Genomic DNA, 13,537 nt, shown 5'->3' on the forward strand with positions numbered 1-13,537 from the left:
TAATGTTAAACACGGCGGTTTGTTATAATGTTATAACTATTTTACACCAAATCATTAATCTTTGCATATTGCAGTAGCATAATTGTTTTAGCATCCTTAATTTCTCCCGATTCAACCATTTGAAGCGCCTGAGTAAACGGAATTTCTAGAACCTCTATATTTTCATATTCACCCTCAACACCGCCTCCTTCACTTATTTTCATATCATCGGCATAGGCTCCCGTAAAAAAGTAAATAATCTCGGTTACTGATCCCGGGGACATATAAACTTCCATTATTTTTTTTACTTCTGTAATCTTGTATCCGGTTTCTTCCTGTGTTTCGCGTTTTATGCATTCTTCAGGATCATTTTCATCCAAAACTCCTGCACAGGCCTCAATCATCATGCCGTCCTCATTACCGTTAAACCAGGTAGGTATACGCAATTGCCTTGTGAGTATAACAGTACCTTTTTCTTTACTATACAGCAGGATAACAGCTCCATTTCCGCGATCATAAACTTCGCGCTCCTGTTGTTGCCATGTACCATCATTGAGCTTAAAGTCATACTTAACTTTACGTAATTCTCCCCAATTATCCGATAAAAGGTTGGAAGAGATGATTTTTATATTCTTTTCCTTTTCCATTATACAAAAATAAAATCCCCTCTTTAAAGAGGGGATAAGTATATTCAAATATAACTATATTTTAATATTTTCCGCTTAATAAAGCGCCACCCATAGGTACTTTAGTATCTAATCCAAGTTTTTTAAGCATTTCGTATGTAGTACATACAGCTGCCGATGTTACCGGAATGCCCACTTCTTTCTCTATGGCATCAATCGCTTCAAGTGAAGGCATCTGTACACAGGCCGAAGCAACTATAACATCTACACCTTCAAGGTTAAGTCTCTTGTAGATTTCAAGAAGGTTTTTAGGATCCTGGGCAGCAACCTCAAGATTGTCCGGAATTTCAAGTGCAACATAGTCTACCACTTCAAATCCCTGATGCTCGATATAATCAACAACCATTTCAGTTAATGGTTTCATATACGGAGTAATTACAGCTACTTTTTTGGCACCTAATACTTTTAATCCGTTTATAAGAGCCCCTGCACTCGTAACAATAGGAGCAGGGGCATCATTTTTTACAGTTTCCTCGTAAAGATTTGTTTCAGATACACAGTGGTAACCACGCCCCATGCTCATAATAGCAACAAGGCAGGCATAACCCATTACATCTACACGTGCATCAGATAATTCCTGAGCACATTTCAGACTCTGGGCATCCATGGCTTCTAACTCTTCTTTGGTTACTTTTTTCATTCTCATTCTACTGGAATGAAAAGTAAAACGCTCTGGCGCAATTGTCTCTCGAGAACGTAAAAGGGCAGGTATTTCAGTTTCCATAGTTACGTTTGAGCTTGGAACTATCTGACCTATTCTATATACTTTATTACTCATTATTTAAAGTTAAACTTTAAGTCGTTATTATAAGCTTTCTGAATCTACAATAGTATTTTTTAGTGTACCGATACCTTCAATAGTTGCCTCAACAACATCGCCTGGCCACATAAATTCCTGAGGAGTTCTTCCTGCACCTACACCAGCCGGTGTTCCGGTAGCGATAATGTCTCCTGTTTCAAGAGTAAACACTGTACTTAAATCATGTATCAGGTCATTAATATTGAAAAGCATGAACTTGGTATTGGAATTTTGTTTTTCAACACCGTTAACAGTTAGTGATAGGTTTAGGTTGTGCGGATCGGGTATTTCATCTTTAGTAACCAATACTGGCCCCATAGGAGCAAAAGTATCCTGACCTTTAGAAACAATCCATTGTCCGGCACGACGGCAATCTCTTGCACTGATGTCGTTTATTATCGTATAACCGTAAACATAGTCTAAGGCATTTTCTTTAGCTATGTTTTTACCACCTTTACCAAGAATAACTGCTAACTCAACCTCATAATCAAGTTGCTGTGTTACGTTTTGGTTGTGAATTATATTAGTATTTGTACCGGTTACTGCTGTAGTAGGCTTAGAAAAGATCACAGGTTGCTGCGGAAGCTCTTTAGAAGTATCTAAAGAACGTGCCGATTCTGCAACGTGCTCAGTATAATTAAGGCCAATACCAAATATGTTCTTTCTCGGTTTTGGTATAGGAGCAAGTATCGTAGCATTTGAAATTGGAACAGAACACTCTAAAAGTTCTTCTTCTGTTGCAGTGTTTACTAATTGCGTTGCCTGCTTAACGCCGTGCTCACCTAAATCAATAAAATCAAGCATATTGTTAGGAAGCGGGCTCTTTTTTAAATGACCCAGCTTTTCGGCGTCAATTATAATATTACCTTCAATAAAACCAAGGCTTGAAGGCGCATGGTTTATTCTGTAAGTTACTAATTTCATTATTATTTATTCGTTTGTATTCTTATTGTTCTATTTCCTGGTGTCCTTCCGGATGTGCTTTTTCCTGATACAACCCTAGTGATTCTATTACAGGTAGGTCGTTAAACGAGAATAGGCATGCATCTTCAGTTTCAGAAAGATTTACGTGTTCGTGATAAACCCACGAAGGTACACAGAAAATATCTCTTTCTTTCCAGTCATATCGTTTTCCTCCAATTATAGAGTAACCTTTTCCTTTTGCGCACTGATACACAAAAGAACCTGTGTGTTTATGAGCTTTTGTTTGCTCTCCGGGGCGTAACATCTGAATAGAAGCACCCATTGTCTGCATTACATGGCCTCCGGTTACCGGATTGGTATAATGCATAAGTATTCCGTCATAAGGCGAACCTTCCTTAACTTTTGCAGCATCCTGTAATGCAGGGTAAACCTGCTTCCATGAGTATTTAAAAAGGGGAGAGTAGGGCTTATTCCATTCCTGATCTGCAGGAACTAAACCTGCACCACCATAAGTTAACGGAGAATAGTTTATTGGTTTTTCTAATGGTTGCTTTCCGTCAAAAACAGCATAATCATTCGCTTCAAGTGCATTTACTAACGGAATATCAAGTCCGTCTTGCCAAATACAGGTCTTTCCGCCTTCTTCTACACCGTGCTCATGCCATGTACTGTTAGGAGTAATAACAAAATCGTTGACCTCCAGCATTATTTTATTACCGTCTACTACTGTATAGCCGCCTTCACCTTCCATAATAAAACGTAGGGCAGAAGCTTTATGCCTGTGAGCTGATGTGCTTTCACCTGGCCTTGTAACCTGAATACCTGTATAAAGCCATCCCACAGCAGCACTAACATCCCTTCGTTTGTCATTTACAAGATAAACGACACGTCTGCCGGCCTGTTCTGGTGTTACCAACTCTGAAGATTTTAAAACCAGCTCCCTTAAATCCTCATAACGCCAAAGCATTGGAACAGAAGAGGGGCGAGGCTCCCAAGGCTCAATATCATTTGCAACGGTCCATAAAGCACCGGCACCAAGTTTGTTTAATTCAGCATAGTAGGCTTCTAATTCCGGAGTGTCCTGTACTCTTGCGCGTCCCAGTACACTGTCATCGTATTTTGTATCCATACTAATAGTATTTTAAGTTGTTTGTTGTTTAATCTTCCTGATTATCAATAAAGGTAATGTTTTTTCGCGGGGCGGTATTTACCTTTAAATCAAATATATCAAAGCGGTTATAATGACCTAATATGTCATGCATTTGTTTTGGCTGAATACATTTAGACAAATCAATATCAGCATACACAATACCTTCATCATCTATAAGCGGTTCACCAATAACAGCTCCGTTAGGCCCTATAACACCCGTAAAGGCACTGTTTTTTCTTGTAAGCAGTTCTTCTACATTCGGCACGTCTTCCTTCAGAACATCCATAATCTCCTTAGAAATGGTTGAACAGGACACAATGGTAAACAATTTACCTTCAAATGAGTGTGCAGCAGCCCTTATTTTAATAGCTTCTGCCATATTATAATCAGGCGGCGCTACCGGTAAGGAAATATAATTCGCAATATGTATTAATTCTCCCTGAGTAAGCAGTGTAAAACGGGCAAGGGTATTGGTATTCTCACCACAGGCTAATGTACCAATTGGTCCAATACCCGTATTATATACTTTGAGAGACGATCCGTCACCACCTGTCCAGGTGAGCTTCTCTGCCCACGTAGGTACAAGCTTCCTGTGTTTACCTATCAGGTTACCTTTGTTATCAATAATAAGGTTGGTGTTATACAATTCGCCAAAGCTTTGTCCGCGCTCATTTACACCAATAACCACATGACAATTGTGCTCTTTAGCTGCTTCACAAATCCTGTTTACCTCAGGCCCGGGAACAGCAATAGAGTTTTTATATAAAAGCTCGTACCATTTGCTTCCCTGTACCGGAGTCATAATCCAGTTCCAGTAAGGATAACCTGCTACAAATACTTCAGGAAAAGCAACTAAAGATACTCCGTTTCCTGCAGCTTCGGCAATAATTGAACAGGCTTTGTCTGCTGTGGCTTCTGCATTAAGAAAAACAGGAGCAGCCTGAACGGCAGCAGCTTTAAATTTTGGTAATTCTAACATTGTATTTCGAATTATTAATTCTCTGTTTTATATCTTTCTAACACTACTCTCATAGCATCAGTAAACGGACTCGCTTTAATATCACCTCTGTCATTCAGGAAATCTACCTTTACAAGTGTAACTTCTCCTTCAAGGCAGATTGAACCGTCTTCATGTTCAAATTTAAATCCGCATACCATAGACGAACCTCCTATGTTTTTTAACCAAAGGTATTTGGTAAGCTCATCACCCAAACGGGCCGCTTTTTTAAACTGTACTTTTAGATCAACCGTTGGTATACCTCCGGTTTTATGGATATTTTTGAAAGGTAATTCTAAAGCCTCCTCATAAAAGTCTTCAACAAGGCAGTTAAGCATTTCCAGAAAACGAGGGTAAAAAACTATACCTGCATAATCTACATGCTGAAAACGTACTTTTTCTTTTTTAATAAATGCTCTTTCCATTAAGCCTGTACCGTATTTTTTAATTTAAATCGCTGTATTTTACCTGTTTCGGTTTTAGGTAATACATCAACATACTTTATTTCTCTTGGATATTTATATGGGGCAGCAGCCTCCTTAAACCAATCCTGAATAGCTTTTGTAAGTTCGTCGCAGGCCTTTGATTTGTCTTTTAGTACTATATAAGCACAAACAAGCATACCGCGATTTTCATCCGGAAGCCCTACAACAGCACATTCTGCTACATTCTCATTGGTAAGTAAAACGCTTTCCACTTCGATAGCAGAAATATTATAACCTGATGAGATAATCATATCATCACCCCGGGCAACAAACCAAAAATATCCTTCTTTATCCTTACGGAAAATATCTCCTGTAACATTCCAACCTCCCTGAACATATTCCATTTGTTTTTCCGGACTGTTAAGGTACTTACATCCTGTAATTCCTCTCACTGCCAGTCGGCCCTCTGTACCATCTTCAACATCGTTGCCATCAGCATCAATAATTTTTGCCTCATAGCCCCTAATTGGTAATCCGGTAGCTCCAATACGCATGTTTTCCTCATTAGAGGATATAAAGATATGCAGTATTTCGGTAGAGCCAATACCATCTATAATTTTAAGACCTGTAGCTTTGTACCAGTCTTCCCAAACCTTTACAGGAAGCGTCTCTCCCGCCGAAACACATTTGCGAAGGGATGAAATATCATAATCCTGAACCTTTTGGGTTAGTACCCTCCAGGCAGTAGGAGCGGTAAAGCAAATAGTTATCTTATAATCCTGAATAGCCTGTAGAAGCAACTCAGGAGCCGGTTTTTCAATCAAAAAGGTTGAAGCTCCAAAATAGAACGGAAACAATACCAATCCTCCTAATCCAAAGGTAAACCCAAGTGGCGGACTACCCGTAAAGACATCATCCGGAGTAGGTTGTAATGAGTATTTAGGGAAAGCTTCACAAATCAGCAAAATATCTTTGTGATAATGTGATGTCATCTTCGGTTTTCCGGTAGTACCCGATGTAAAACCTATAATAGATAATGAACCTGATTTAGTAGCGTAATTATTAAAGGTTTTGGACTTATTTGCCATAAGGGTTTCCAGTTTAGAAATCCCTTTCCCCGAACCGTCAAAAGTAATAACCTGCTTTAGGAACGGGCTCTTTACAGCCATCATTTCCTCTTCAAGCCTGTAATCACATAATGCATGAGATATTTCGGCACTTTCTACCATTACTGTAAGCTCTTTTTCCCTTAAAAGGGGCATAGTGGCTACTACAATACCTCCTGCTTTTAATACTGCAAACCAGCAGGCAACATACATAGGATTATTAGCCGAACGAATAAGTACCCTATTACCAGGAACAAGGCCTAAATTTTCAGTCAATACATGAGCTATCTGGTTTGCTTTTTCATATAAATCCTTATAGGTCCATTCTGTATCAAAAGTGCGTATGGCAACCTTATTTCCGTTACCTCCGGCAATATGCCTGTCTAAAAGCCTTTCCACACAATTTAAATCCTCCGGAAACTCAAAATCAGAATGCCCTGTAAAACACTCGGCATGTAATTCCTGAGAAGGTAAATGATCGTGTGCAAAATTATCTTCGTAATGTTTCATCACTATAATGCTTTATTACTTTTTATGAGTTAAAGGTTTAAGTGCTTTTTTCATTCCTTCCATCATTTTGCGTTCACCTGCCCTATACGGGTAAAGGTGAGAAGTAGCAAAAGAATAAGGTTTTGGTATCCCTAAACCGTCTAAATTATCAGCCTTATGCTGTTCATAAGCCTGTGCATTCCTAACAAAGGAAGGATCTAACAGTAATGTTTTTCCAAGTGCAACCAAATCGGCTCTACCATTAAGTAAAATGGTATTGATCTGGTCTATATCCTGAATGTATCCCGCAGTTATTGTAGGTACATTTACTTCATTTCTAACCATATCAGAGAATGGGGTTTGCCACATTCTTCCCACTGCTGGTTTTTGATTTTCTACCGTTAATCCGGTAGAAACATTTATGATATCAGCTCCGGCTTCTTTAAAAGCTTCGGCTATTTTTACAACATCGTTTTCAGTAATTCCGTTCTCTGCCCAGTCACAAGCAGAAATTCTTACACTCATAGGTTTGTTTGGATTGAAAGCAGCTCTCATTTCCCTAAATACCCTTATAGGAAACTTCAGTCTGTTTTCTATGCTTCCGCCAAACTCATCGGTACGTGTATTAGTTAACGGTGAAAGGAATGATGCCAACAGGAATCCGTGATGAGCCTGTAATTCAATCATATCGAACCCCGCTTTATCTGCATTTTGTACAGCTGTTACAAACTCAGAAGTTATAATATCCATATCTTCCTGAGTCATCTCTTCAGGCATTTCCATTTTATTGTTAAACGGAATAGGGGAGGCCGACATTAATCCCCATGCATTTTCTAATGGCTCATTATTGCCTTCCCAAGGGAATTTTACAGCTCCTTTTCTGCCTGAGTGGCCTATTTGCATTCCTATTTTAGAAGTACTGTTTAAGTGTACAAAATCGGTAATTCTTTCCCAGGCTGCAACTTGTTCTTCAGACCATATCCCCGGACACCCTAAAGTAACCCTACCTGTAGGGGATATAGCTGTAGCTTCGGTAAGGATTAACCCTATACCGCCAACAGCCCTTGAACCATAGTGCATAAGGTGCCAGTCGTTTACAAGTCCGTCCATTGCAGAATATTGTTCCATCGGGCTCATAACAATCCTGTTGTCCAACTTCATTTTCCTTAATCGGAAAGGTGTAAAAGCGGCAGAAGTTTTAAGGTTCTCGTTTTCTGTTCTTGTATTAAATTCTTCCAGAACTTTTTGTGTAAAGGATGAATCCCTTAGTGCAAGGTTTTCAAAAGTTACTTTTTTAGCCCTTGTCATTACACTAAAGGCAAACTGCATAAAATCATGCTTAATATGCCTGTCCATATTTTCAAACCATTCAAGAGAAACATTTGCAGCATGCTGAATAACCTCTACACGGTTTCTTCTCAGCTTCTCGTAGTTCTCAAAAACAACTTTTGTGTCTGTTCTGTATTTTATTACCGAATCGGCCAGAGCAATAGCACATTCCATAGCCAGTTTAGTACCTGAACCGATAGAGTAGTGGGCAGTTGCCTTAGCATCTCCCAATAATACTATATTGTCTTTACTCCAGTTTTTATTGGTAACCGCAGGGAATTGTCTCCAGTGTGACCTGTTTGAAATCAATGAATGTCCGTCAAGTTCTTCCTTAAATATCTCTGATATTTTGGCTATGGTATCCTGCTCATCAGTAACGCTAAAGCCAGCTTTTTGCCATGTCTCATCAGTAGTTTCAAATATCCAGGTACTCATACCTTCTTCATACTGATATGTATGTGCTACAAAAGTTCCGTGTGGTGTTTCCCTAAAGAAATAAGTAAAAGCATCAAGCGGCCTGGTAGAACCTAACCATACAAAACGATTGTTCTGCATCTTCACTTCAGTACCAAATTCTGCAGCAAATTTATCTCTTATACTGCTGTTAATACCATCGGCTGCCACTATAATATCCGAATCACTAAACTGTGAAACATCATCTACGTTCGCTTCAAAATTTAACTTTACGCCTTCTTCCCGGCATCTTTGCTGTAATAACTGCAAAAGGGTTTTACGGGAACATCCGCAAAAACCGTTGCCTGTTATTCGTACTTTTTCACCATTTCGGGCAACATCGAGCTCATCCCAATAAGCAAACCTGCTTCTTATAAGATCATACGACTGAGGGTCGCGGGTTAGGAATTCGCTTAAAGTTTCATCTGAAAATACTACCCCAAAGCCAAAGGAATCATCCGCTTTGTTACGTTCATAAACGGTAATATCACAATCAGGGATTGCTTTCTTGGTTAATATCGAAAAGTATAAACCGCCGGGTCCGCCGCCGATAACTGTTATTTTCATTATTGAGGTCTTTTTATTGAAAAAACTTCTCCCAGTTTAGCATAGTTAGAGCCTGCAAGTCTGGCTACAGGTCTATATACTTCAGGATTAATTTTATAATTATCTAATAATACGCTTTCATCAACGTGAAACATCACTACACGTCCTATCATAATGGTTGCCCCTCCGTGTTTGTGATCTTCAAGTGTATAATGATGTACCAGCTCACATTCAAAGTTTATAGGGCTTTCCAGTACTCTTGGTGCTTTTACCTTAATACCTGGAGCCTGTGTAACTCCTGCATAATCAAACTCATTAACATCGGGAGGAAGAGAGGCAGAGCTTGTATTTACAGCTTCAACCAATTCTTCAACAGCCATATTTACCACAAACTGTTTTGTAGCGAGCACATTATTAAGAGTATCTTTATTAGAGTTTCCGGGCCTTACGGTAGAAAACATTACATGAGGCGGATCTTCGCCCACAACATTAAAAAAGGAAAAGGGAGCAAGATTTGGCACTCCGTCTTCACTTATTGTGGATATCCATCCTATAGGTCGTGGAATAACCGATCCGGTAAGGATTTTATAAACGTCACTTTGGCTTGTATGTGCCGGGTCAATTATCATATCGGTATTAATATATATTGCAAATAAAAGAAAAAAATATTATCATTTTTTACATATATATGTTATAAAAACATAGTTTAAAAAAGAATAATTTAAATTTTGTTTCATTATCAGTTGTTATTTTACTGATCGACAGCAAATTTAAAATTTAAATAAACTTCAAAAAAATATATTTAAAATTATGTACTAAATAAAAAAAACGTGTTTTAAGTATATTTTTTACTTTATCGAGAAAATCATGATTTTTATCCGAAATGCCATACATAAGTGCACCTAATTATTGTATTTTTGTTAGGACTTATTTGACTTTTAACAATTAAAACCGCATAATTAAGATGAGTTACTATCAGGTAAAAAGTCTTGAACAATACTTTAAGCATTACAACAAATCAATAAGAGAACCCCGTAAATTTTGGGATAAAATAGCCGACGAAAACTTTACCTGGTACCAAAAATGGGATAAGGTCGTGGAGTTTGATATGCAGGAGGCTGATGTGAAATGGTTTTTAAATGCCAAAGTAAACATTACAAAAAACTGTATAGACAGGCACCTTGCTAAAAGGGGAGACAAAACAGCTATTATATTTGAACCTAATGACCCTAAAGAGGAAGCACAACATATAACATATAATGAGTTATATGACAGGGTAACCAAAATGGCTAACGTATTAAAAGATCAGGGTATTAAAAAAGGAGACAGGGTATGTGTATACCTGCCGATGATACCTGAACTGGCCGTTACCGTTTTAGCCTGTGCAAGAATTGGTGCCGTGCATTCGGTAATTTTTGCCGGTTTCTCAGCTTCTGCTGTTACCACAAGGGTGCTCGACTCACAATGTAAGCTTGTTGTTACTGCCGATGGAGGATACAGAGGAAACAAAACCATAGAACTTAAAAGCATAATTGATGAGGCTCTTGAAAAATGTGACTGTGTAGAGAAAACACTGGTTGTAAAAAGAACTAACAGCCCAGTTAAAATGAAAGAGGGACGTGACGAGTGGCTTCAGCCCCTTTTAGATGCTGCACAGCCTAACCACGTTGCTGAAATTATGGATGCTGAAGATCCGTTATTTATACTTTATACTTCAGGTTCTACCGGTAAGCCTAAAGGTATGCTACACACTACAGCAGGCTATATGGTTTATAGCGCTTATACCTTTAAGAATATATTTAATTACGAAGAGAATGATGTGTACTGGTGTACAGCTGATATAGGCTGGATAACAGGACACTCTTATATAGTTTATGGTCCGCTGTTAAACGGTGCAACAACTGTTATTTTTGAAGGTGTACCTTCTTATCCTGATTTCGGGCGTTTTTGGGAAGTAATAGACAAACACAAAGTAACCCAGTTCTATACCGCACCAACAGCTATCCGCTCCCTTGCAAAAGAAAACTGGGAATGGGTAGATAAGTATAACCTTTCGTCTCTTAAAATAATAGGGTCTGTAGGCGAGCCTATTAATGAGGAAGCATGGCACTGGTACAATGACCATGTTGGTAAAAAGAAATCTCCTATTGTGGATACCTGGTGGCAAACAGAAACAGGGGGTATAATGATATCGCCTATACCATTTGTTACGCCAACCAAACCAACTTATGCTACTTTACCATTACCGGGAGTTCAACCTGTATTAATGGATGAAAGACGTAATGAAATTGAAGATAATCAGGTAGTAGGAAGCCTGTGTATTAAATTCCCGTGGCCGGGAATGGCACGAACTATTTGGGGTGATCATCAACGATTTAAAGAAACATACTTTACCGCTTACCCAGGTAAATATTTTACCGGAGACGGGGCCCTTAGAGATGAAGTAGGTTATTACCGTATTACCGGTAGGGTAGACGACGTGGTAATCGTATCTGGCCATAATCTGGGAACAGCACCTATTGAAGATGCTATAAATGAACACCCCGCAGTTGCAGAATCTGCAATTGTTGGTTTCCCACATGATGTAAAAGGTAATGCACTTTACGGATTTATTATTCTTAAAGAATCTGGTGAAGACCGAAACAGAGAAAACCTTAGAAAAGAAATTAACGAGCATATATCAAGCCACATAGGGCCTATTGCAAAACTGGATAAAATACAATTCGTTTCAGGATTACCTAAAACGCGTTCCGGAAAGATTATGCGTAGAATATTAAGAAAGATTGCTGAAGGCGACTTTTCTAACTTTGGAGACACAACAACATTGTTAAACCCTGAAATTGTAGACGAAATAAAAAATGAAAGATTATAAATAAATTCCAACATCCAACTAAAAACTAAACAACAACCAAACCAACCATGAACAAACACTTTACAGCACTATTGCTGCTTATTTCCTTTGCAGGATTTGGGCAGCGATATGAATTTGACACGTACTCTGAGTATCAGTTCAAAAAAGACGCGAAAACAGATGTAGACAAAACTTTCGAGTTTTCTAACTCAAAAGATAACAGCTACATACTGTCTGTTTTAGAAAAAGGCAAAAATGTAACAGTAACATTTTTGCATGCTTCGGGACAAAAGGCTATGCTTAAAATGTCTAAAGAAGAATTTTTTAATGAAGAGAGTATTATTGTAAACTGTTCTTCTACAGAAAAACAGGATTTAAGTAATGCTAAAAACTCTGTTATCAGTTTCGATTTCCAGAAACTAAATGATACTATTATCCGAAAAGATACTCTTCAGCATTATGTTATAAGATCTGTTGATCCGGGAGCTGCTAAAGAATCCGGTGAGAGGCATTTTATAATTCAAAAAAGTACTGAATTCCATCTTCCTAATGTAACTCCGGGCACTATTCCTTACTTCTGTTGGGCCTCAGGAAAAACACTACCGAGTGGGCTCTTCAGGCAAACCTATATTGTTAAGGACGAGGAACTCCTTGAAAAAATGATCCTGACAGATTATAAAAAACTAAAAAAAGTTCTTGTTATTGAGCGAGGCTGCAAATATTAAATAAACAGCTATTAGTATGAAGATATTTTTAAAAGAAATTTTTGAGTATACATATACTTTCAACAGTAAGGTAATTGACAGCTTACTGCAAAGTAAAGATGCTATTCCCGAAAAATCGTTAGTCCTAATAAATCATACCATTAATGCTCACGAAATATGGAACAGCAGAATCGAGAAAAAAGATTGTAAAACGCAGGTTTGGGAAATGAGACCTGTAATAAACCTAAAGAAAATTAATGAAGCTAATTTTCAAAATTCAATACGAATAATCGATTCATTTAATTTAGAAGAAAAAATAAACTATTTTAACTCAAAAGGAGAGGAGTTTATAAACACAATAAGGGATATGCTTTTTCATGTTGTAAACCACTCAACTTATCACAGAGGGCAAATAGCGACCGATTCTAAAGTACATGGTTTAACACCATTAGTTACCGATTATATTTTTTATAAAAGAGATAATTTATAAACCTAAAAGCCCAGTTTAGCTTTTAATTTTAAAAATACAAGAGCGGTTGTGTATGCATTACCAGATGCAGTTAAACGATCGCTCTTATTTATTTTTAAAGCATCGCATACTTCATCAAGACTTACCTGAGTATCCTCAACATGATGTTGCCATCTCTGGTACAGGGCATTGGTGTCCATAAAGCTATTTTTCAATCTTCCTAACTCCAAACGCTTAAGCGCCAGGTTAATCATCTCTATATCCAGATTGATATTATGGCTAACCAAAGTAGCATCTTTAATAAAATTAAGAAACTGTATCATGGCTTCGGCCTCTACATATTTCTCTTCTTCATCCTTAAAAACACCACTAAAAGCAATGGATTGCGGATTAAATTTTTCCTGCCTGATAAAAATCTCAAAGAAATCTTTTATTTCTATAGCATTATCATTTATACCAATGGCACCAATGGAAAGTATTACATCTTCACGCCAGTTAAGACCTGTAGTTTCCATATCAAAAACTACATAACGTTTATGTACTTCCTGTTTTTCTTCCTTTTCAAAATGAGCAAGATAATTTTTCCAGAATTGTGGAAGGTTAGCCCCTATAAGCCAGTCTAATGCCATA

The 13,537-nt window shown here is 38.0% G+C and carries 13 protein-coding genes; 3 read left to right on the forward strand and 10 right to left on the reverse strand.

Annotated features, from left to right (window positions below; genetic code table 11):
- Window positions 1-41 precede the first annotated feature (41 nt).
- The 9 genes from nudK to FUA48_RS13810 all read right to left on the reverse strand — a co-directional run bounded on the left by nudK (window position 42) and on the right by FUA48_RS13810 (window position 9,512).
- A complete protein-coding gene (nudK, locus tag FUA48_RS13770) occupies window positions 42-626 on the reverse strand; it encodes a GDP-mannose pyrophosphatase NudK (protein ID WP_147584061.1) in 585 nt (194 codons plus the stop codon).
- A 61-nt stretch (window positions 627-687) separates the two neighbouring features.
- On the reverse strand, window positions 688-1,443 hold the full coding sequence (locus tag FUA48_RS13775; protein ID WP_147584062.1) for a maleate cis-trans isomerase family protein: 756 nt from the start codon (window positions 1,441-1,443) through the stop codon (window positions 688-690).
- A gap of 27 nt (window positions 1,444-1,470) precedes the next feature.
- On the reverse strand, window positions 1,471-2,388 hold the full coding sequence (locus FUA48_RS13780; RefSeq protein ID WP_147584063.1) for a fumarylacetoacetate hydrolase family protein: 918 nt from the start codon (window positions 2,386-2,388) through the stop codon (window positions 1,471-1,473).
- Window positions 2,389-2,410: 22 nt separating this feature from the next.
- Window positions 2,411-3,517: a cupin domain-containing protein gene (locus tag FUA48_RS13785; RefSeq protein ID WP_147584064.1), complete on the reverse strand. Its 1,107-nt coding sequence runs from the start codon at window positions 3,515-3,517 to the stop codon at window positions 2,411-2,413.
- Window positions 3,518-3,545: 28 nt separating this feature from the next.
- Window positions 3,546-4,517, reverse strand: coding sequence for a carbon-nitrogen hydrolase family protein (locus tag FUA48_RS13790; protein ID WP_147584065.1), 972 nt, complete (start codon window positions 4,515-4,517; stop codon window positions 3,546-3,548).
- A gap of 14 nt (window positions 4,518-4,531) precedes the next feature.
- Complete coding sequence (locus tag FUA48_RS13795; RefSeq protein ID WP_147584066.1) at window positions 4,532-4,960, reverse strand: acyl-CoA thioesterase; 429 nt, start codon at window positions 4,958-4,960, stop codon at window positions 4,532-4,534.
- Window positions 4,960-6,576, reverse strand: a complete 1,617-nt coding sequence (locus FUA48_RS13800; RefSeq protein ID WP_147584067.1) for an AMP-binding protein — start codon at window positions 6,574-6,576, stop codon at window positions 4,960-4,962. Before FUA48_RS13800 ends, FUA48_RS13795 begins: the two co-directional genes overlap by 1 nt.
- A 15-nt stretch (window positions 6,577-6,591) precedes the next feature.
- Complete coding sequence (locus FUA48_RS13805) at window positions 6,592-8,904, reverse strand: oxidoreductase (RefSeq protein WP_147584068.1); 2,313 nt, start codon at window positions 8,902-8,904, stop codon at window positions 6,592-6,594.
- A complete protein-coding gene (locus tag FUA48_RS13810; protein WP_147584069.1) occupies window positions 8,904-9,512 on the reverse strand; it encodes a flavin reductase family protein in 609 nt (202 codons plus the stop codon). The genes FUA48_RS13805 and FUA48_RS13810 overlap by 1 nt, the downstream gene beginning before the upstream one ends.
- 335 nt (window positions 9,513-9,847) lie before the next feature.
- Here FUA48_RS13810 and acs point away from each other — a divergent pair, with 335 nt between their 5' ends.
- From acs to FUA48_RS13825, 3 genes are read left to right on the forward strand one after another with little or no spacing between them, the layout of a single operon-like run.
- A complete protein-coding gene (gene acs, locus FUA48_RS13815; RefSeq protein ID WP_147584070.1) occupies window positions 9,848-11,755 on the forward strand; it encodes an acetate--CoA ligase in 1,908 nt (635 codons plus the stop codon).
- Window positions 11,756-11,802: 47 nt separating this feature from the next.
- Complete coding sequence (locus FUA48_RS13820; RefSeq protein WP_147584071.1) at window positions 11,803-12,459, forward strand: hypothetical protein; 657 nt, start codon at window positions 11,803-11,805, stop codon at window positions 12,457-12,459.
- 16 nt (window positions 12,460-12,475) lie between these two features.
- Complete coding sequence (locus tag FUA48_RS13825) at window positions 12,476-12,928, forward strand: DinB family protein (RefSeq protein WP_147584072.1); 453 nt, start codon at window positions 12,476-12,478, stop codon at window positions 12,926-12,928.
- 2 nt (window positions 12,929-12,930) lie between these two features.
- On the opposite strand, the gene FUA48_RS13830 is transcribed toward FUA48_RS13825, so the two are convergent.
- On the reverse strand, window positions 12,931-13,536 hold the full coding sequence (locus FUA48_RS13830) for a 3'-5' exonuclease (RefSeq protein WP_147584073.1): 606 nt from the start codon (window positions 13,534-13,536) through the stop codon (window positions 12,931-12,933).
- Between the last annotated feature and the right edge of the window lies 1 nt (window position 13,537).

The sequence above is a fragment of the Flavobacterium alkalisoli genome (assembly GCF_008000935.1).
GTDB classification, from domain to species: Bacteria; Bacteroidota; Bacteroidia; order Flavobacteriales; family Flavobacteriaceae; genus Flavobacterium; species Flavobacterium alkalisoli.

Excerpts from the sequence above, each read along its gene's own strand:
- FUA48_RS13775 (WP_147584062.1), bottom strand. The coding sequence starts at position 1,443 with ATGAGTAATAAAGTATATAGAATAGGTCAGATAGTTCCAAGCTCAAAC.
- FUA48_RS13805 (WP_147584068.1), bottom strand. The coding sequence starts at position 8,904 with ATGAAAATAACAGTTATCGGCGGCGGACCCGGCGGTTTATACTTTTCG.
- FUA48_RS13800 (WP_147584067.1), bottom strand. The coding sequence starts at position 6,576 with ATGAAACATTACGAAGATAATTTTGCACACGATCATTTACCTTCTCAG.
- FUA48_RS13825 (WP_147584072.1), top strand. The coding sequence starts at position 12,476 with ATGAAGATATTTTTAAAAGAAATTTTTGAGTATACATATACTTTCAAC.
- FUA48_RS13785 (WP_147584064.1), bottom strand. The coding sequence starts at position 3,517 with ATGGATACAAAATACGATGACAGTGTACTGGGACGCGCAAGAGTACAG.
- acs (WP_147584070.1), top strand. The coding sequence starts at position 9,848 with ATGAGTTACTATCAGGTAAAAAGTCTTGAACAATACTTTAAGCATTAC.
- nudK (WP_147584061.1), bottom strand. The coding sequence starts at position 626 with ATGGAAAAGGAAAAGAATATAAAAATCATCTCTTCCAACCTTTTATCG.
- FUA48_RS13780 (WP_147584063.1), bottom strand. The coding sequence starts at position 2,388 with ATGAAATTAGTAACTTACAGAATAAACCATGCGCCTTCAAGCCTTGGT.
- FUA48_RS13795 (WP_147584066.1), bottom strand. The coding sequence starts at position 4,960 with ATGGAAAGAGCATTTATTAAAAAAGAAAAAGTACGTTTTCAGCATGTA.
- FUA48_RS13820 (WP_147584071.1), top strand. The coding sequence starts at position 11,803 with ATGAACAAACACTTTACAGCACTATTGCTGCTTATTTCCTTTGCAGGA.
- FUA48_RS13790 (WP_147584065.1), bottom strand. The coding sequence starts at position 4,517 with ATGTTAGAATTACCAAAATTTAAAGCTGCTGCCGTTCAGGCTGCTCCT.
- FUA48_RS13810 (WP_147584069.1), bottom strand. The coding sequence starts at position 9,512 with ATGATAATTGACCCGGCACATACAAGCCAAAGTGACGTTTATAAAATC.
- FUA48_RS13830 (WP_147584073.1), bottom strand. The coding sequence starts at position 13,536 with ATGGCATTAGACTGGCTTATAGGGGCTAACCTTCCACAATTCTGGAAA.